This window comes from Streptacidiphilus carbonis (genome assembly GCF_000787775.1).
GTDB lineage: Bacteria > Actinomycetota > Actinomycetes > Streptomycetales > Streptomycetaceae > Streptacidiphilus > Streptacidiphilus carbonis.
Genome location: NZ_BBPM01000005.1, coordinates 202,524 through 219,547, shown reverse-complemented (window position 1 = coordinate 219,547; position 17,024 = coordinate 202,524). Strand labels below are relative to the sequence as shown.

Annotated in this window: 16 protein-coding genes; 6 read left to right on the top strand and 10 right to left on the bottom strand. The window is 71.3% G+C overall.

Features of this window, described 5'->3' with window-relative positions:
• Positions 1-34: 34 nt before the first annotated feature.
• From TR46_RS06060 to TR46_RS06045, 4 genes are all read right to left on the bottom strand, one after another.
• On the bottom strand, positions 35-1,000 hold the full coding sequence (locus TR46_RS06060) for an ABC transporter permease (protein WP_084717990.1): 966 nt from the start codon (positions 998-1,000) through the stop codon (positions 35-37).
• Positions 987-1,940: an ABC transporter permease gene (locus tag TR46_RS06055; RefSeq protein ID WP_052432572.1), complete on the bottom strand. Its 954-nt coding sequence runs from the start codon at positions 1,938-1,940 to the stop codon at positions 987-989. Before TR46_RS06055 ends, TR46_RS06060 begins: the two co-directional genes overlap by 14 nt.
• A 46-nt stretch (positions 1,941-1,986) precedes the next feature.
• Positions 1,987-3,831: an ABC transporter substrate-binding protein gene (locus tag TR46_RS06050; protein ID WP_042394699.1), complete on the bottom strand. Its 1,845-nt coding sequence runs from the start codon at positions 3,829-3,831 to the stop codon at positions 1,987-1,989.
• A 244-nt stretch (positions 3,832-4,075) separates the two neighbouring features.
• Positions 4,076-4,867 carry an SGNH/GDSL hydrolase family protein gene (locus TR46_RS06045; RefSeq protein WP_084717988.1) on the bottom strand — a complete coding sequence of 264 codons (792 nt, stop codon included), beginning with the start codon at positions 4,865-4,867 and terminating at the stop codon, positions 4,076-4,078.
• Positions 4,868-4,916: 49 nt separating this feature from the next.
• On the opposite strand from TR46_RS06045, the gene pip reads away from it, so the two are divergent.
• On the top strand, positions 4,917-5,873 hold the full coding sequence (gene pip / locus TR46_RS06040; protein ID WP_042394697.1) for a prolyl aminopeptidase: 957 nt from the start codon (positions 4,917-4,919) through the stop codon (positions 5,871-5,873).
• A gap of 44 nt (positions 5,874-5,917) precedes the next feature.
• Here pip and TR46_RS06035 read toward each other — a convergent pair whose 3' ends face one another.
• From TR46_RS06035 to TR46_RS06020, 4 genes are all read right to left on the bottom strand, one after another.
• The gene (locus tag TR46_RS06035; protein ID WP_042394692.1) at positions 5,918-6,346 is read right to left on the bottom strand and encodes a hypothetical protein; all 429 of its coding nucleotides are present in this window, start codon (positions 6,344-6,346) and stop codon (positions 5,918-5,920) included.
• Between the two features lie 83 nt (positions 6,347-6,429).
• On the bottom strand, positions 6,430-7,833 hold the full coding sequence (locus TR46_RS06030; RefSeq protein WP_063770535.1) for a S1C family serine protease: 1,404 nt from the start codon (positions 7,831-7,833) through the stop codon (positions 6,430-6,432).
• Positions 7,834-7,938: 105 nt separating this feature from the next.
• The gene (locus TR46_RS06025) at positions 7,939-8,751 is read right to left on the bottom strand and encodes an SAM-dependent methyltransferase (protein WP_042394680.1); all 813 of its coding nucleotides are present in this window, start codon (positions 8,749-8,751) and stop codon (positions 7,939-7,941) included.
• A gap of 9 nt (positions 8,752-8,760) precedes the next feature.
• On the bottom strand, positions 8,761-9,615 hold the full coding sequence (locus TR46_RS06020) for an SAM-dependent methyltransferase (RefSeq protein WP_042394678.1): 855 nt from the start codon (positions 9,613-9,615) through the stop codon (positions 8,761-8,763).
• Positions 9,616-9,835: 220 nt separating this feature from the next.
• Here TR46_RS06020 and TR46_RS06015 point away from each other — a divergent pair, with 220 nt between their 5' ends.
• From TR46_RS06015 to TR46_RS05995, 5 genes are all read left to right on the top strand, one after another.
• Positions 9,836-10,792: a GlxA family transcriptional regulator gene (locus TR46_RS06015; RefSeq protein WP_042394885.1), complete on the top strand. Its 957-nt coding sequence runs from the start codon at positions 9,836-9,838 to the stop codon at positions 10,790-10,792.
• A 285-nt stretch (positions 10,793-11,077) separates the two neighbouring features.
• The gene (gene gap / locus TR46_RS06010; protein ID WP_042394674.1) at positions 11,078-12,076 is read left to right on the top strand and encodes a type I glyceraldehyde-3-phosphate dehydrogenase; all 999 of its coding nucleotides are present in this window, start codon (positions 11,078-11,080) and stop codon (positions 12,074-12,076) included.
• A 79-nt stretch (positions 12,077-12,155) separates the two neighbouring features.
• Positions 12,156-13,439, top strand: a complete 1,284-nt coding sequence (eno, locus tag TR46_RS06005; RefSeq protein WP_042394672.1) for a phosphopyruvate hydratase — start codon at positions 12,156-12,158, stop codon at positions 13,437-13,439.
• 133 nt (positions 13,440-13,572) lie between these two features.
• The gene (locus tag TR46_RS06000) at positions 13,573-14,016 is read left to right on the top strand and encodes a Zn-ribbon domain-containing OB-fold protein (protein ID WP_042394670.1); all 444 of its coding nucleotides are present in this window, start codon (positions 13,573-13,575) and stop codon (positions 14,014-14,016) included.
• Positions 14,013-15,203, top strand: a complete 1,191-nt coding sequence (locus TR46_RS05995) for a lipid-transfer protein (protein ID WP_269084242.1) — start codon at positions 14,013-14,015, stop codon at positions 15,201-15,203. Before TR46_RS06000 ends, TR46_RS05995 begins: the two co-directional genes overlap by 4 nt.
• A gap of 100 nt (positions 15,204-15,303) precedes the next feature.
• Here TR46_RS05995 and TR46_RS05990 read toward each other — a convergent pair whose 3' ends face one another.
• Positions 15,304-16,572, bottom strand: coding sequence for an ion channel protein (locus TR46_RS05990; RefSeq protein WP_042394667.1), 1,269 nt, complete (start codon positions 16,570-16,572; stop codon positions 15,304-15,306).
• Positions 16,573-16,639: 67 nt separating this feature from the next.
• Positions 16,640-17,023 (bottom strand): TIGR03618 family F420-dependent PPOX class oxidoreductase, encoded by a 384-nt coding sequence (locus TR46_RS05985; RefSeq protein WP_042394665.1) that lies wholly within the window; start codon positions 17,021-17,023, stop codon positions 16,640-16,642.
• Between the last annotated feature and the right edge of the window lies 1 nt (position 17,024).

Sequence of the window (17,024 nt, the reverse complement as noted above, 5' to 3'; positions counted from 1 at the left end):
GTCAGAAATGTCCGGAGCAGGTGGTCGCGGCAGGTCAGGGGCGTTGCTGCCGGACGTCCAGGGCGTCGTGGACGGCGTCGCCGATCAGGTTGAACGCCACCACGGTGGTGATCAGGATCAGCGCGGGCGGGTAGACCAGCCACCAGTAGCCGTCGTACAGGGAGTTCAGCCCGGCGGAGAGCATGGTGCCCCAGTCGGCGTGGGGCGGCGGCAGCCCGAGCCCGAGGAAGCTGAGGGCCGACAGGGTCAGGATGGAGTCGGCGATGGTGAAGGTGCCGCTGACGATGATCACCCCGGCGGCGTTGGGCACCAGGTGCCGCAGCACGATCCGCCCCCCGGTGCCGCCCATCATCCGGGCCGCCAGCACGAACTCCCTGGTCCGCAGGGCGAGTACCTCTCCCCTGACCAGGCGTGCGGCACCGAGCCAGGACAGCAGCGACAGCAGCAGGACGATGCTCCACAGGGTCGGCGTGATCATGCTGACCATGATCAGCAGCAGCACGATGCCGGGGATCGCGAGGAATGTGTCGATGACCCGCATCATCACCGCGTCGACGATGCCGCCGAGATAGCCGGCGACCGCGCCGTACAGGGTGCCGATGACGGTGGTGGTCAGGGCCACCGCGAAGCCGAGCTCCAGCGACGACCGGCCGCCCGCCATCATCCGTCCCAGCACGTCGTACCCGGAGGCGTCGGTGCCCAGCGGATTGCCGGTGCCGGGCGGCAGGTTCGCCAGGTCCAGCCGCACGGTGACCTGGTCGGTCCGGTACAGCAGCGGTCCGATGAAGCAGAAGGCAGCGATCACCGCGACCATGCCGAGCCCGACCAGGGCGCGCCGGTTGCGGACGAACGCCGCCACCAGCAGCCGTCCGGAGCCGCGCGGCGCGGGCGGCGCGCCCAGCGGTCCCGAAGGTCCTGAGGGTCCTGCGGGACCTGCGGGTCCTGCGGGTCCTGACGGTCCTTCGGGTCCGGAGGTCTCCAGGGGTTCAAGCGTCGACATAGCGGATCCGGGGGTCGAGGAGGCTGTAGGCGATGTCGGCGAGCAGGCTGCCGATGACGGTGGCCACGCCGACCACCAGGGTCGAGCCGAGCATGACCGGGTAGTCCTTGCTGGTGGCGGCCTGGAAGAAGAGCAGTCCCATGCCTGGGTAGTTGAAGACCGACTCCGCGATGACCGCCCCGGCCACCACGGTCGGGGCCGACAGCCCCAGCACCGTGACGACCGGCAGCAGCGAGTTGCGCAGCACGTGCCGGCGCAGCACCAGCCGCTCCGGCAGTCCCTTGGAGCGGGCCACCTGGACGTACTCCTGAGCCAGGGTGCCGATCGCCGAGGACCGCATGTAGCGGCTGAAACCCGCCACGCTGACCAGGGTCAGTGTGACCACCGGCAGCACCAGGGCGCGCGGGTCGGCCAGGATCCCGGCGACGCTCTCCGCCTGCGGGGCCTGGGAGGGCAGCAGGTGCAGCTGCACCGAGAAGACCGCGACCAGGAGCAGGGCGAAGAAAAAGTCCGGCATCGAATACAGCACGAACGACACCACGGTGAGGACGTGGTCCGCGACCCGGCCGCGCCGCACCGCCTGGAAGATCCCCATCGGCAGCGCGACCGAGAGCGCCAGCAGGGTGGACAGCCCCAGCAGCACCCCGTCGCGTGGCAGCCGCTGGGCGATCAGCGTGGACACCGGCTGGTGCAGGGAGTAGGAGGTGCCGAAGTTGCCCTCGGCGGCCTGCTGCACAAAGGACACGAACTGTGCGGCCAGCGGTCGGTCCAGGCCGTTGGCCGCGTTGAAGAGGGCGATCCGTTCGGCGGTGGCGCGGGTGCCGAGGCTGGCCCGGGCGGCGCTGCCCGGGACCAGGTGGATCATCACGAAGGTCAGCACCATGACTCCGAAGACCACCACCAGTGCCTGGCCGGTCCGCCGCAGGAGGTAGGCGGTCACCGGGCGCCCGCCGCTCCGCGGGCGCCCGGTGCGGGGTGATGGGCCGTCACGAGGTGAAGCCCCAGTCCTCGAAGTTCTGCGCCTGCGAGAACGGGTTGAGCGGGACCACTCCCTGCAGGTTCTTGCGGTAGACCAGCAGGCTCTCGCGCAGCGGCAGCCAGAGCCAGGGGAGCTGCTTGGCCGCGTAGTCCTCGTACTGGGTGAACGCCTGGGAGGAGGCGCCGTACTCGGTGGCCTTGATCAGCTGGTCCATCGTCGGGTCGGAGTAGCCGCCGGAGTTGCCGGAGCCGCCGGTGTCGAAGTAGCCGGTGCCGTTGGGGTAGAGCGGGTAGGGTTCGTAGCCGAACTCGGCCAGCTGCCAGCCGCAGCCCGAGGCCGGGTGCGAGGCCGCGGTGCAGGTGCCGATCGTGCTGATCAGCGTGTTGAACGGCTCCGACTTGAGGTTGACGGTGATGCCGGCCTGGGCCTCGGAGGACTTGATGGCGGCGTTCTGCTGGTCCGTGGTGGCCCGGCCGGAGGAGTAGGCCAGACCGAACGTCAGGGCCTGGCCCGCGCTGATGCCCGCGCCGCACTGGGTGGGGCCGGTCCCGGGGTCGGCGCAGGTCGTGGTGCCGTTGGGCACCACCTTCCAGCCGTGCGCCTGCAGCAGTGACTTGGCCTTGGCCGGGTCGTACGGGTAGGGGCCGCCGCTCTTCTCCAGCGGTGAGGCCCAGGTGCCGGCGGCCTTGACCGGGACCGGCCCATTGCCCGGGTCCGCGTAGCCGTTGTAGACCTTGGCGACGATCTGGTCGCGGTTGATCAGGTACTCCAGCGCCTGGCGGATGTAGAGCTGGCGGAACACCGCGCCGACGGAGGAGTTGTAGAGGTTGGGTTGGATCTCGGCGACACCCGGGATGGGCACGCTGGCGATCGCGTAGCCGCTGGACTCCAGCGCCTGGGCCTGCTTGAGGTCGTTCAGCGGCAGCGCGGCGATGTCCAGGGAACTGCCCGAGCGCAGGGCGTTGATCTCGGGGGTGTCCGTGGTGAACGGGGAGAAGACGATCTTGTCGAGGTTGGGCTTGTCCGAGCCGGAGTACTGGGTATTGGGTACGTAGCTGTAGTAGCCGTTGCTGCGGAACTCGGACAGCTTCCACGGCCCGTCGACGACCTGCCACAGCGGGTTGCTGGTGAAGGCGGTGGTCTTCGCCCCCTCCTTCTGCAGGTAGGCGTAGACGGCCTTGGCCCCGGTGGCGGTGGTGTCGTCGTCACCGACCGCGCCGGTGTCGGAGGTCTTGTCCCAGGCGTGCTGCGGCAGCAGTGGAATGGTGCTGAGGACGTCGTCGGTGTAGAAGTCCGGGTTGTACGCCTGGGTGAGGTCGAGCACCACGGTGTGGGCGTCGGGGGTGGACACCTTGGCGACGTCCTCGGGGAAGAGCCCCACCAGATGAGCGCTCCAGTTGGAGGCGTTGGCCTTCAGCAGGTTGTAGACAAAGGAGAAGTCGCGGCTGGTGACCGGTTGGCCGTCGGACCAGTTCCAGGTCTTGAGGTGGATGGTGATCCGCTTGTCGCCATTGGAGTAGTCAAGGGAGGTGAACAGGCTCTTGTCCTTGTTCACCACCGAGTTGGCGCCGTCGCCGGCGTACACCAGGAACGGCCACATGGGCTGGGTCAGGTTGACGTTGTAGCCGTTCTGGTTGGTCGCCGGGACCAACGGGAAGATGAAGTCGGGCTGTGTTCCCACCTCCGCGAGGGTGACCGTCCCGCCCTTCTTCACCGCGGCCTTGCCGGCCGTCGCGCTCTCGCCGTTGTTGATCGCACCGCCGCCACCGCTGCTGCTCCCGGTGCACCCGACCGCGACCAGCGCCAGGACCGTCGCGACTGCGGCGACTTTCAGCCGTTGGACCACTCTCATGGGTGTCCTCGCCTCCTTCGAAAGCGTAGTGTCATGTCCGAATCAACCTAATAAGTGCGGCATGCCCATGCCATTAGCCTTCGCATGGGTCTACCCCGGGCCCGGATGCTCCATGCCGGACCTTGTCGCGATCATGACTCATTGATAGCAGCGGGCCACGACGCTCACAATGCGGCGAATGTTGCAGGATTGCGAAATGTGCCAGGGCCTGACCGGAGTTCCCGCCGACGTCACTGACGGAGCGTCACCCGGTGCCGAGGGCTGTGCACACGGCTTCGGCGACGGCTTCCATGCCCGCCGCGTTGGGGTGGAAGGGTGCGCCGCGCCGGGGAGTTCGGAACCCGGTCACCCACGGATCGGCCGATCCCAGGCCGTGCCGCCCGCTCAGCGCCGAGGCCCGCACCAGGTCGGCGCCGGTGCGTTCGGCCGCCACGGCGAAGGCGTCCGCGAGGCGCTCCGCGAGCAGCCGGAAGGCGGCGATCTCGGCCGTCGTGAACGGCGTTCCGGGATCGGGCCGGGTGGAGCCGCCGACCAGGGTCAGGTAGTCGACCAGCACCACCCGCGCCCTCGGCGCGCGGACCCTGGCGGCCCGCACCACCCGGGTCAGCCCGTCCACCGCCTGCTCCACCGCCTCGTCGCTCGCGGCGGGGAGGCCGCCGCGGCCCACGATCGCGGCCAACGGCCGGGTCAGCAGCCGGGATCGCAGCCGTCCGGCCGAGGCGGCGCGCACCATGGAGCCGATGTAGCCGAGGTCGTTGCCGCCGGCCGTGACCGTCACCAGGTCGGCATCGTCCGGGACCCCCTCCAGCTGAGGAGCGAACGTCCTTCGCCACAAGGCGTGTTGGGGTGTGTCCAGGATGGTCGCCGTGGTCGCCCCGGACACGGTCAGGTCGGTCAGCCGGGCGCCCAGCCGCTCGGCGAGCAGGCTGGGGTAGTTGCGACCGGACCGCAGCGCGCCCCGGTCGACGATCGGATCGATTCCCGGTCCGGCGGCGAACGAACTCCCCAGGGCGACGACGTGCTGATAGGCGGCCATTGGCCCATGCTGCCACCTGGCAACGGCCGGTCCCGTACGATCGACGACCATGGTTGACCTCTATCCTCCGACAAGTCCGTACGACAGTGGCTTTATCGACACCGGTGACGGCAACCGGATCTACTACGAGCAGCTCGGCAATCCCGAGGGCAAGCCCGCCCTGAACGTCCACGGCGGTCCGGGCTCGGGCGCGCCGCAGCGGCCGACGAGGGCCTGGGACCCGGCGTGCTACCGCGTCATCCGCTTCGACCAGCGGAACTGCGGCCGCAGCACCCCGCACGCCGCCGACCCGGCGGCGGACATGAGCCTGAACACCACGCAGCACCTGATCGACGACATGGAACGGCTGCGCGAGCACCTCGGCATCGACAAGTGGCTGCTGAACGGCGCCTCCTGGGGTTCGACGCTGATCCTGGCCTATGCGCAGCAGCACCCGGAGCGGGTCACCGAGATCGTGATCCCCGCGGTGACCACCACCCGCCGCGCCGAGACCGACTGGCTCTACCGGGGCGCCGGGCGGTTCTACCCCGAAGCCTGGGACCGGTTCCGCGACGGCGTCCCCGAGGACGAGCGGGACGACCTCCTGGCGGCGTACGCACGGTTGATGGAGAACCCCGACCGGGCGGTCCGGGAGAAGGCCGCCGCCGACTGGCTCGCCTGGGAGGACGCGGTCATCTCCAACGAGCCCAACGGCGTGCCGGGCATGTACAGCGACCGCGACGTCGACGCGCAGATCGCCTTCGTGCGGATCTGCGCACACTACTTCAGCAACGGCGCGTGGCTGGAGGAGGACCAACTGCTGCGCGACGTCGGCCGACTGGCCGGGATCCCGGCCGTGCTGGTGCACGGCCGGCACGACATGGGCAGCCCGGTGCAGACGGCGTGGGAGCTGGCCAAGGCGTGGCCGGACGCGCGGCTGCACATCATCGAGGACTCCGGGCACGCCGGCAGCGACGCCATGGCGCAGACCACCCGCGGAGCCATCGAGGAGTTCAAGCACCGCTGACGCCCGGGCGGGCGGCGGCCCCGAAGGACACCACGGTACGGAGATCAGCCCGCCAGAACGGCGACGCCGAGGGCGAGCAGGGCGACTACCTTGGCCGTCTCCAGGGCCACGTAGGAGAGGTGGCCCCGCGAGCGGGGCAACTCCTCGCCGGCCAGGACCCGGTCGGAGCGGCGGTTGAGCCGGGGGCGGACCACACCCAGCTGGACGGCCAGCAGCACGGCGACGACAGCAGTGAGCGAGACGGTGGTCGCTGACGCCCGGTCAGCGACCACAGCGACGACGACCACGACCGCGAGCACCGCCTCGACGAGGTTCAGCGCGCGGAACACCAGGCGGCCGATGCCCAGCCCGATCGGGATGGTCACCCCGGGGGCGCGGAACTTCAGCGGCGCCTCCAGGAAGGAGATGGCCAGAACCATTCCGAGCCAGACGAAGGTCACGGCAGCCGCTACGGCGGCACCGGTCGGGATCATCGCGCGGGTCACCTCTCTGCCGGTCGGTGCCACCGATTATGCGCCACCCCGCCTCCGTGCCGAGCACCCGCCCCGGCACCTGGTCAGGTCGCCGGGCCGCTGGCCAGGACCAGGGTGGCGCTGTGCCGGGTGCCGGAGGTGTCGGTCCACACCACGGTGACCTTGTCGCCCGGACGGTGGGTGGCCATGATCGCGCTCAATGCCGCCGAACCGGACACCGTCCGACCGCCGACGGAGGTGATCACGTCACCCTGCGCCAGCGAGGTCTGCGCGGCGGGCGAGCCGTTGAGCACCCCGGCGACCAGCGCGCCGTTGACGCCGGTGCCGTTGTTGCCGCTGCCGCCGCCGTTGCCCCCACCGTTGCCCAGGCCGCCGCCGGCGCTGTTGCCGCTGCTGACCTCGACACCGAGGAATGCCGTGGCGCCGATGTGCACGGCCGCGCTCGCCCTGCCCGCCTCGATCTGCTGGGCCAGCGGCACCAGCGAGTCGATCGGCAGGGCGAAGCCCTGGGTGGCGTTCTGCCGGAAGCCGGAGGAGGCGGAGCCGGCCGTGTCCATCCCGATGACCTGGCCGGAGGAATTCACCAGCGGGCCGCCGGAGTCGCCCGGCTGGATGTCCGCGTCCACCTGGAGCAGCCCGTGCAGCTGCTCGGAGGAGCCGGTGGCGTCGTCGCCGGCGGTGATCGACTGGTTCAACGCGGTCACACTGCCGGAGGCCGCGGTGGGCGTGCCGGTCCCGCCGGCGTTGCCGATGGCGGTGACCTGGTCGCCCACTGCGGTCTTGGCGGACGAACCGATCTGCACGGTGGTCAGGCCCGAGGCGTTCTGCAACTGCAGGACCGCCATGTCCTCGGCGGCGTCGTAGCCGACCACGGCGGCGGTGTAGGTGCGGTTGTTGCCCACGTCGGTGACGGAGATCTGGGTGGCTCCGCTGATCACATGGTTGTTGGTGAGGATCTCACCGCTGGACGTGAGCACCATGCCGGTGCCCGCCGCCTGGAGGTCCTGGTAGCCGAGGGTGACGTTGATGATCGCCAGTGCCGGTTCGACCTTGGCCGCCACCGCCGGGTCACCGCCGGCCGCCCCCGGTCCCGCCCCCTGGGTGGACGGAGCAGTGGGCGTGGTCGGGAAGGCGGGGGAGGGCGTCGCGCCCCCGGCGCCGGGCTGCAGCGAGGCGCCCGGCTGGGGAGTCGCGTTCGCGCCGAACGCCGACGACGAAGCCGGGGCAGCAGCCGCGGGACGCCAGAACGCGTGGTCGATCCCGATGCCCACCCCGACCGCGGCCAGCAGCATCACCGACGTGCCCAGCCTTCGGCCCCGCCTGCGCGGCCGCCTCGGCGGCGGACCGGCGGGAGGGGCGCCGTGGACCGGCGGCGGGGGGTAGCCGCTCATGCTGCCCTCGGCAGAGGGTTCTCCCGGCGGGTAGGGCGGCCCCCAGCCGCCGCCTGCCGTGCCCGTCGCGCCGTACTGTCCCTGGCCGTCACTCACGAGAGCCTCCAGCAGCCGCCGACCCGGACCTGTCCGGGTCTCCGCTTCTCCTGAACCCTCATCCTGTGCTCCGGTCCTGAGGACCGTGTCAAGAAGGGATGAGGATCAGGTTGCAATTCCCGGGCCCGGCTTCAGCGCCACGCCGGCGTAGCCGGCGACCTCCTCGCTGGTCAGGCCGAGGTCTTCGGCGTCCTCGGTGCGCCACCGGTGCACCGGCACCAGGCCGGGTTCGACCAGGTCCAGGCCGTCGAAGAAGCGCAGCACCTCGCGGTGGCTGCGCGGGGTGAGGCTGGTCCCCGCGCCGGTGTAGGTCCGCAGGACGTGGGCGGCGATCTCCGGCGGGGTGAACGCGTCGGTCGCGTGCGAGAGGATCAGCGCGCTGCCGGGGGCCAGCGCGTCCTTCAGCTGCCGCAGCACCTGCTCCGGGCGGTCCTCGGCGGGGACGAAGTGCAGCAGCGAGACCACCATCAGCGCGACCGGCAGGGAGAAGTCCAGCACCTCGGTGACCTGCGGCGAGCGCAGGATCTCCGCCGGTTCGCGGAAGTCGGCGTCGACGAAGGCGGTGCGGCCCTCGGCGTTGCCGCGCAGCAGGGCGCGGGCGTGGCTGAGCACCATCGGGTCGTTGTCGACGTAGACCACCCGGGCGTCGGCGGCCACCGTCTGCGCCACCTGGTGCGTGTTGTCGGCGGTGGGGATACCGGTGCCGATGTCCAGGAACTGCCGGATCCCCTGCCGTGCGGCGAAGCGCACGGCCCGGCCGAGGAACCGGCGGTTGGCCCTGGCCGTGCTGCGGACCTGCGGGAACAGCGCGACGACCCGGGCGGCGGCGTTGCGGTCCGCCGGAAAGCTGTCCCTGCCTCCCAGGTAGTAGTCGTACATCCGGGCCGGATGGGGCAGATCGACACGAAGTCCGGACATGGCGTCCGTTCAGCCGCGCTTGAGGGCGACGCCCCCGTAGCCGGCGACCTCCTCGCGGGTCATCAGCCGGTCGTCCTCGTTGTCGGGGTCCGGGCGCCACTCGTGCACCGGCACCAGACCGGGCTCGACCAGCTCCAGGCCCTTGAAGAACTCCAGCACCTGGACATGGGTGCGGGAGCGGATGTTGAGTCCGGACTTGGTGTAGGTGTCCTCGATCCGGGCCGCGATCTCCGGGTCCATCAGCTCGCCGGTGCCGTGGGTCAGGATCAGCAGGCTGCCGGGCGGCAGGGCCTCGACATAGCGGGCCAGCAGCGCCTGCGGGTTGTCGGTGTCGGAGAAGAAGTGCAGCAGGGCCACCACCAGCAGCGCGACCGGCTGGGTGAAATCCAGCAGCTCCTTGGTCTGTGCGGCCTGCAGGATCGAGTCGGGGTCGCGGAAGTCGGCGTCGATGTAGGCGGTGCGGCCCTCGGCGGTGCCGCGCAGCAGGGCCCTGGCGTGGGTGAGCACGATCGGGTCGTTGTCGACGTAGACCACCCGGGCGTCCGGGGACGCCGCCTGGGCGACCTCGTGGGTGTTGTTGGAGGCGGGGATGCCGGTGCCGATGTCCAGGAACTGACGGATGCCCAACTCGGCGGCGTAGCGCACCGCCCGGCCCAGGAAGCGCCGGTTGGCCCGGGAGCCGGCCGGGGCGCTCGGCAGCAGCTGGACCACCTGTGCGGCGGCGGCGCGGTCGGCGGGGAAGTTGTCCTTCCCGCCCAGGTAGTAGTCGTACATCCGGGCCGGGTGCGGTATGTCCGTGCGCAGGTCGACGCTGGCCGGGAGGCTGCCGTCGGATACGGCCCAGTCCCAGTTCTCGGCAGTCATGTCTCTCCTCGACCCGTCAGTTCGCTGTGGAGGTCCCAACATGCAGGGGGATGCCCGATATTGACATGGCATCATCTGCATGATCGTGAGAATGCTACTCGATCCGAGCCGCACGCCCGAGCGCGAGTCCGGGTCCGACGCGGAGGACCCGGTCGCCTCGGACACCACGCCGGATCGCGGCGTGCGCAGGCCAGGCCGGTCCAGCACGTACGATCGTCCCGTGCCCGTCTCGCGTCGCCGCCGTGTCGCCGTCCTGGTCCTGGAGGGTGCGAAACCGCTCGACGTGGGCATTCCCGCGCAGGTGTTCACGACCCGCGCCAGCATGCCGTACGAGGTGAGGGTGTGCGGTGCGGCGCGCGGGATGGTGACCGGCGGCGACGGGCTGTCCTACAGCGTCGCCTATGGTCCGGAGGCCCTCGTCTGGGCCGACATCGTCTTCATCCCCGGCTACCGGTTCCCGGACCGCGAGGATCCGCCGCAGGCGGTCGTCGACGCGCTGCTGGCCGCCCACGAGCGGGGCGCGCGGCTGGCCGCGATCTCCACCGGGGCGTTCGCGCTGGCCGCCACCGACCTGCTCGACGGCAGGCGCGCCACCACCCACTGGCACTACACCCGGGCGCTGGCGGCGAAGCACCCGCTGGTCCGGGTCGACGAGAACGTGCTCTTCGTCGACGAGGGCAGCGTGCTGACCTCGGCGGGCGCCGCCTCCGGCCTCGACCTGTGCCTGCACATCCTGCGCGGCGACCTCGGCGTGGCCGCGTCCAACCACGCCGCCCGACGCCTGGTCGCGGCCCCCTACCGCAGCGGCGGACAGGCGCAGTACGTGCCGCGCAGCGTGCCCGAGCCGCTCGGCGAGCGGTTCGCCGCCACCCGCGAGTGGGCGCTGCGGCGGCTCGGCGAGCCCCTCACCCTGGACATCCTCGCCCGGGAGGCGGCGGTCTCGCCCCGGACCTTCTCGCGGCGCTTCGCCGAGGAGACCGGGTACACGCCGATGCAGTGGATCATGCGTGCCCGCATCGACACCGCCCGCGAGCTGCTGGAGCGCTCGCATCTCGGCATCGAGCAGATCGCCGCCGAGGTCGGCCTCGGTACCGGCTCGAACCTGCGGCTCCACTTCCAGCGCATCCTCGGCACCACACCGAGCGAGTACCGGCGCACCTTCACCCGGGGCGAGTAGCCACTGCGGGGCCCGGAGTCGACTGCTGACCGTTGCCGGCTGGGCGCGCAGTCCCCGCGCCCCTGTGCGGCTGCAACTTGCCCACCGCGGTTCGGTTGCAGCCCCCCGGGGGGCGGGGCTCTGCTTCATTCGCTGCGTGCGCGCCCAGCCAGCCAGCGGCCCCCAGTCGGGCCGCCGGCCGGGGTGGCACGATCCTTGCGGACCATGGCGATCACGCCGCTGTCACGGCGGCGCGCGCCGGGCGAGCCTGGAGGCGTACCCGAACGGACCTGGAAGGACAGCGTCATGACCCGCATCGCCATCAACGGTTTCGGCCGCATCGGACGCAATGTGCTGCGCGCGCTGCTGGAGCGCGACAGCGACCTCGACGTCGTCGCCGTCAACGACCTGACCGAGCCGGCCGCCCTCGCGCGGCTGCTCGCCTTCGACACCACGGCCGGCCGCCTGGGCCGCCCGGTGGCCGTCGACGGGGACACCCTCGTCGTCGACGGACGCCGCATCAAGGTGCTCGCCGAGCGCGAGCCGGCGCAGCTGCCGTGGGCCGAACTCGGCGTCGACATCGTGCTCGAGGCCACCGGCCGGTTCACCGCCGCCAAGGCCGCCCGGGTGCACCTGGACGCGGGCGCGAAGCGGGTCCTGGTCAGCGCCCCGTCCGACGGCGCCGACGTCACCCTCGCCTTCGGCGTCAACAACGACGCCTACGACCCGGACCTGCACACCATCGTCTCCAACGCCTCGTGCACCACCAACGCCCTGGCCCCGCTGGCCGCGGTCCTGGACGCACTGGCGGGCATCGAGCACGGCTTCATGACCACCGTGCACGCCTACACCCAGGAGCAGAACCTGCAGGACGGGCCGCACCGCGACCCCCGCCGCGCCCGCGCCGCCGCCGTCAACATCGTGCCGACCACGACCGGCGCAGCCAAGGCCATCGGCCTGGTGCTGCCGCAGCTGGACGGCAGGCTGTCGGGCGACTCGATCCGGGTGCCGGTCCCGGTGGGCTCCATCGTCGAGCTCAACACCACCGTCGCCCGCGACGTGACCCGCGAGGACGTGCTGGAGGCCTACCGCGCCGCCGCGGCGGGCCCGCTGGCCGGGGTGCTGGAGTACTCGGACGACCCGCTGGTCTCCGCCGACATCACCGGGAACCCGGCTTCGGCGATCTTCGACTCGGCCCTCACCAGGGTCGACGGCCGCCACATCAAGGTCGTCGCCTGGTACGACAACGAGTGGGGCTTCTCGAACCGCGTGATCGACACCCTTCAGCTGCTCGCCGCCTCCTGACCGCACAGCGGTTCATCACCCCACCCGCACTGATGCAGATGCAGCTGATGCGCTTTCAGCTGACGACCCTAGGAGAGACATGACTGCGATCACCCGTGTCCTGGGACGCGAGGTCATCGACAGCAGGGGCAACCCGACCGTCGAGGTCGACATCCTGCTGGAGGACGGTTCGCTCGGTCGGGCGGCAGTTCCTTCCGGCGCCTCCACCGGCGCGAACGAGGCCGTCGAGCTCCGCGACGGCGACCCCGCGCGCTTCCACGGCAAGGGCGTGCGCAAGGCGGTGGACGCCGTGAACGGCGCCATCGCCAGGGAGCTCCTCGGTCTGGACGCCGAGGACCAGGCCCTGGTCGACGAGACCATGATCCGTCTCGACGGCACGCCCAACAAGGGCAACCTCGGCGCCAACGCGATCCTCGGCGCCTCGCTGGCCGCGGCCAAGGCCGCCGCCCTCGCCCACCGCGAGCCGCTGTACCGCTACGTCGGCGGCGCCGGCGCGCGCCTGCTGCCGGTGCCGATGATGAACATCATCAACGGCGGGGCGCATGCCAACAACGCCCTGGACTTCCAGGAGTTCATGATCGCCCCGATCGGGGCGGAGAACTTCTTCGACGCGGTCCGGATGGGCTCCGAGGTCTTCCACACCCTGCGCACGTCGCTGTCCGACGCCGGCCACAGCACCGGCGTGGGCGACGAGGGCGGCTTCGCCCCGGCGTTGAGCACCGCGGACGAGGCGCTGCAGTTCGTGGTGGACGCCATCGAACGGTCCGGCTACACCCCGGGCGAGGACATCACCCTGGTCATGGACCCGGCCACCTCGGAGTTCTTCCGCGACGGCGTCTACCACTATGCGGGCGAGGGCGTCGAGCGCACCGTCGAGGAGCATGCCGAGTACCTGGCCGGCCTGGTCTCCCGCTACCCGATCGCGTCCATCGAGGACGCGATGGCGGAGGACGACCTCAAGGGCTGGAAGCTGCTCATGGACGTCCTCGGCGACCGGTGCCAACTCACCGGCGACGACGTGTTCTGCACCAGTGTCGACCGGCTGCGCGACGGCATCCGCGAGGGGGTGGCCAACTCCATCCTGGTGAAGGTCAATCAGATCGGCTCCCTGACCGAGACGCTGACCACGGTCGACGCCGCCCACAAAGCCGGCTACACGGTGGTCATGTCGCACCGCTCCGGCGAGACCGAGGACACCACCATCGCCGACCTGGCCGTCGCCACCGGCTGCGGACAGATCAAGACCGGCTCGATGTCGCGCTCGGACCGCACGGCCAAGTACAACCAGCTGATCCGCATCGAGGAGGAACTCGGCTCCCAGGCCCGGTACGCGGGCCGCTCGGCGCTGTATGTGCGCGCCTGACCCGCCGTAGTCCCGCAGGGCCGGCGTGAGCGATCACCGGTCGCGTGCCCCTTCCAAGTCACAGCGCCATGGGCTAGACCCGTCAGGTACGACCTGAACTGCGGCTCCGGCTCCGGGCTTGGGAAGGGGTGCGATGAGGACGAGGACGCCCGCGCTGGGCGCGGAGGGCTGGTTCACCGAGGACGGTGGACCGGCCCTCGTCGGCAGCAGGTGCGACGGCTGCGCCGCGGTGGCGTTTCCGGCCGCGAGCTTCCGCTGTCCCAACCCGGCCTGCGGCGGGAGCGAGTTCACCGAGGTGAGATTGGGGCCCGGGGGCACCGTGTGGAGTTACACGGATCTGCGGTACCAGCCGCCGGCTCCCTTCGTTCCGGCCCTGGAACCGTACGAGCCGTGCACGCTGGTGGCGGTGGAGGTCGACGGCAGCGGGCTGGTGGTGCTGGGCCAGGCGGTGGCGGGGGTCTCGGTGGAGGACCTGCGGGTGGGGGCGCGGGTGGAGCTGGTGGTGGACACGCTGTTCTGCGACGACGAGCACGAGTACACGATCTGGAAGTGGCGTCCGGCGGGGGTGGCGCGGTGAACGACGTGATCGTGGCCGGGGTCGGGATGACCCCCTGGGGCAAGTGGGGCCGTCCGTTCGTCGAGTACGGCGTGCGGGCCGCCTCGGAGGCCCTGGCGGACGCCGCGGTGGACTGGCGTGAGGTGCAGTTCGTGGCAGCGGGGGAGACGGTCCGCAACGGCTATGCGGGGTACGTCGCCGGCGCCACCCTCGCCCGCGCTCTGGGCTGGTCGGGGGCGCAGGTGGCGAGTGCCTACGGTGCCTGTACCTCGGGCGCGATGGCCATCGACACGGCGCGGGCCCGGATTCTGGCCGGGTTGTGTGACATCGCCCTGGTGGTGGGGGCGGACACCACGCCCAAGGGCTTCCTGGCGCCGAACGCCGGTGATCGGCCCGCGGACCCGGACTGGCTGCGGTTCCGGCTGCTGGGGGCGACCAACCCGGCGTACTTCGCGCTGGCGGCGCGCCGCCGGATGGACCTGCACGGGGCCACCGCCGAGGACTTCGCGGAAGTGAAGGTGAAGAACGCCCGGCACGGTCTGGCCAACCCCCGGGCCCGGTACCGGAAGGCGGTCACCGCGGAGGAGGTGCTGGCCTCGCCGATCGTGTCCGATCCGCTGCACCTGCTGGACATCTGCGCGACCTCCGACGGCGGGGCGGCGCTGGTGCTGATGAGCGAGGCGGCCTACCGCCGACACGGCGGGGCGTCGCCCGGGGTGCGGATCCGGGGGGTCGCGAGCGTCACGCCGACCTATCCGAACACGGTGCTGGAGCTGCCGGACATCGCCACCGACTCCACGGCCGTGGCCGCCCCGCCGACACGGGGGTTCATGGACTCGATCGGCGACGCGGCCTATGCGCAGTCCGGCATCGGCCCGCAGGACGTGGACGTCGCCGAGGTCTACGACCTGGCCACGGCGCTGGAACTGGACTGGTACGAACACCTGGGGCTGTGCGAGGCGGGTGGCGCGGAGAAGCTTCTGCGGGACGGGGAGACCGCGGTGGGCGGGCGGATCCCGGTCAACCCCAGCGGCGGGCTGGCCTGCTTCGGGGAGGCGGTGCCCGCTCAGGCCATCGCCCAGGTCTGCGAGATCACCTGGCAGCTCCAGGGCCGCGCGGGCGGACGCCAGGTGGACGGTGCCCGGGTCGGCATCACCGCCAACAAGGGCCTGTTCGGCCACGGCTCGGCCGTCGTGCTGAGCACCTGACGGCACTTCAGCCCTGCTTGCCGTGGAGCCGGAGCGTGATCGGGGCGTAGACCGGGGTGCCGCCGTACGTCGGTTTCAGCGCGACAGGTCCGGTGGCTGGTCATGCCTGCGGGTGCTCGATCTGCAGCGGCGGGCGGCCGACGCACAGCAGCCAGGCCGGGATGATCAGCACGCACAGCACCGGCAGCAGCTTGAGGTCGCCGGTGATCGCCACGCCCATGAAGAGGCTGAGCCAGCCCTGCCGGGTCGCTGCGGTCACCATGCCCATCACGCCGGCGCCGATGGCCAGAGCGAGCGGGACGCCGGGCACGAGCCCGTGGGAGAGGCAGCCGGCCGCGACGCCGACGAACGCGGCAGGGAAGATCCGTCCACCGCGGAAGCCGCAGGTCGCGGCGGTGATCAGGGCGGCAAGCTTGACCAAGGCGTACATGAGCAGTTGGGCGTTGCCGAATCCTGGCAGCCCGGTCACCAGTTCGTTCATCTGGTCCAGGCCCTTGAACAAGGTGATCTCCCCGCCGATCGCGCCCAGGACGGCCAGGCACAGGCCGCCGACGCCGAGCATCAGGACCGGGGCGCGCATCGAGTGGAACCACGTGTGCAGATAGGGGAAGGCGTAGGCGCCGGCGACTCCGAGGGCCGTCGCCGACAGCACGATCACGGTGCCGGAGACCAGATCCACGAGTTCGAAGCCCCGGTAGGGCGGGAGCGTCAGCGACAGTGACGGCGCGCCGATCACCGTGGTGGCGAGCGAACCGGCGGCGCCCGCCAGAAGCGGGGCAAGCAGTTGGTCCCACATGCGCTGCCCGGGACGGCTGACCAGCACCTCTGACAGGATCAGTGCGGCGGCCACGGGGGTGCCGAACAGTGCGCCCACGGTGCCGGCGGCGCCCAGGGCGACCCAGGTCGCGGTGTCCTGCCGCTTGAGCACCGTGTGGGCGAACCACCAGGCCAGGGCGATGTTGGCGGCGGTGATGGGGTTCTCCGGCCCCAGGCTGACGCCGCCGCCGAGCGCCAGTACGGTCGCCAGCAGCAGTCCCGGCAGCACGGCCACCGGCATCGGCGGTGCGACGAGCGACTCGGTGGCCGGGTCGGGCCCGGCGTGGCCAGGGGCGTAACGGACCGTCAGGCCGACGGCGAGGCCGACGAACGTCAGCACGGCGACGATCCACCAGCGGTTGTGGGCGCCGTCGTGGATGCCCAGCCAACCGGGCAGGTGCTGCCACAGCAGGTGGTGGATCAGTTCCTCGACCTTGCCGACGCCGAGCAGGACGGCCGAGCAGGCGATCCCGATCAGCGCCGCCCAGGGCAGCAGTCTCAGCTGGACGGCAACGAGCTTCCCGGGGAGGGGCACGGTGGTATCGGTCGCCATGGTCGTCGACCCTGTCACCGATCCATGACGGACAGGGATCACGACACGGGGTCGTGACCCGAACCGCTCAGCCGATACCGACCCGCTGCCGCTCGGGCTCGATCACCCCGACCACGCGTTCCTCGCTGCGCGAGTACGGCTGACCGGTGTACTTGACGGCCAACTCGTCGATGACGGTCCAAGCGGCGTCGCCCTCGAGCCACTCGACGACGCGGCCGCGCACGATGACCGGCTCGAAGGGGTTGTCCGCCGACGTCAGGGAGAGTGCCACTCGGGGGTCGCGGCGCAGGTTGCGTGCCTTGCGCGAGTTCGGGCCGGTGAGGAACACGATGTGATCGCCCCGGGTTCCGATCCAGAGCGGGACGGAGTGGGGCGACCCGTTCGGCAGCACGCTCGCCAGGTGGGCCAGCGAGGTGCCGTCGAGGGCGCGGCGTACGTCAGGGGTGAGCATC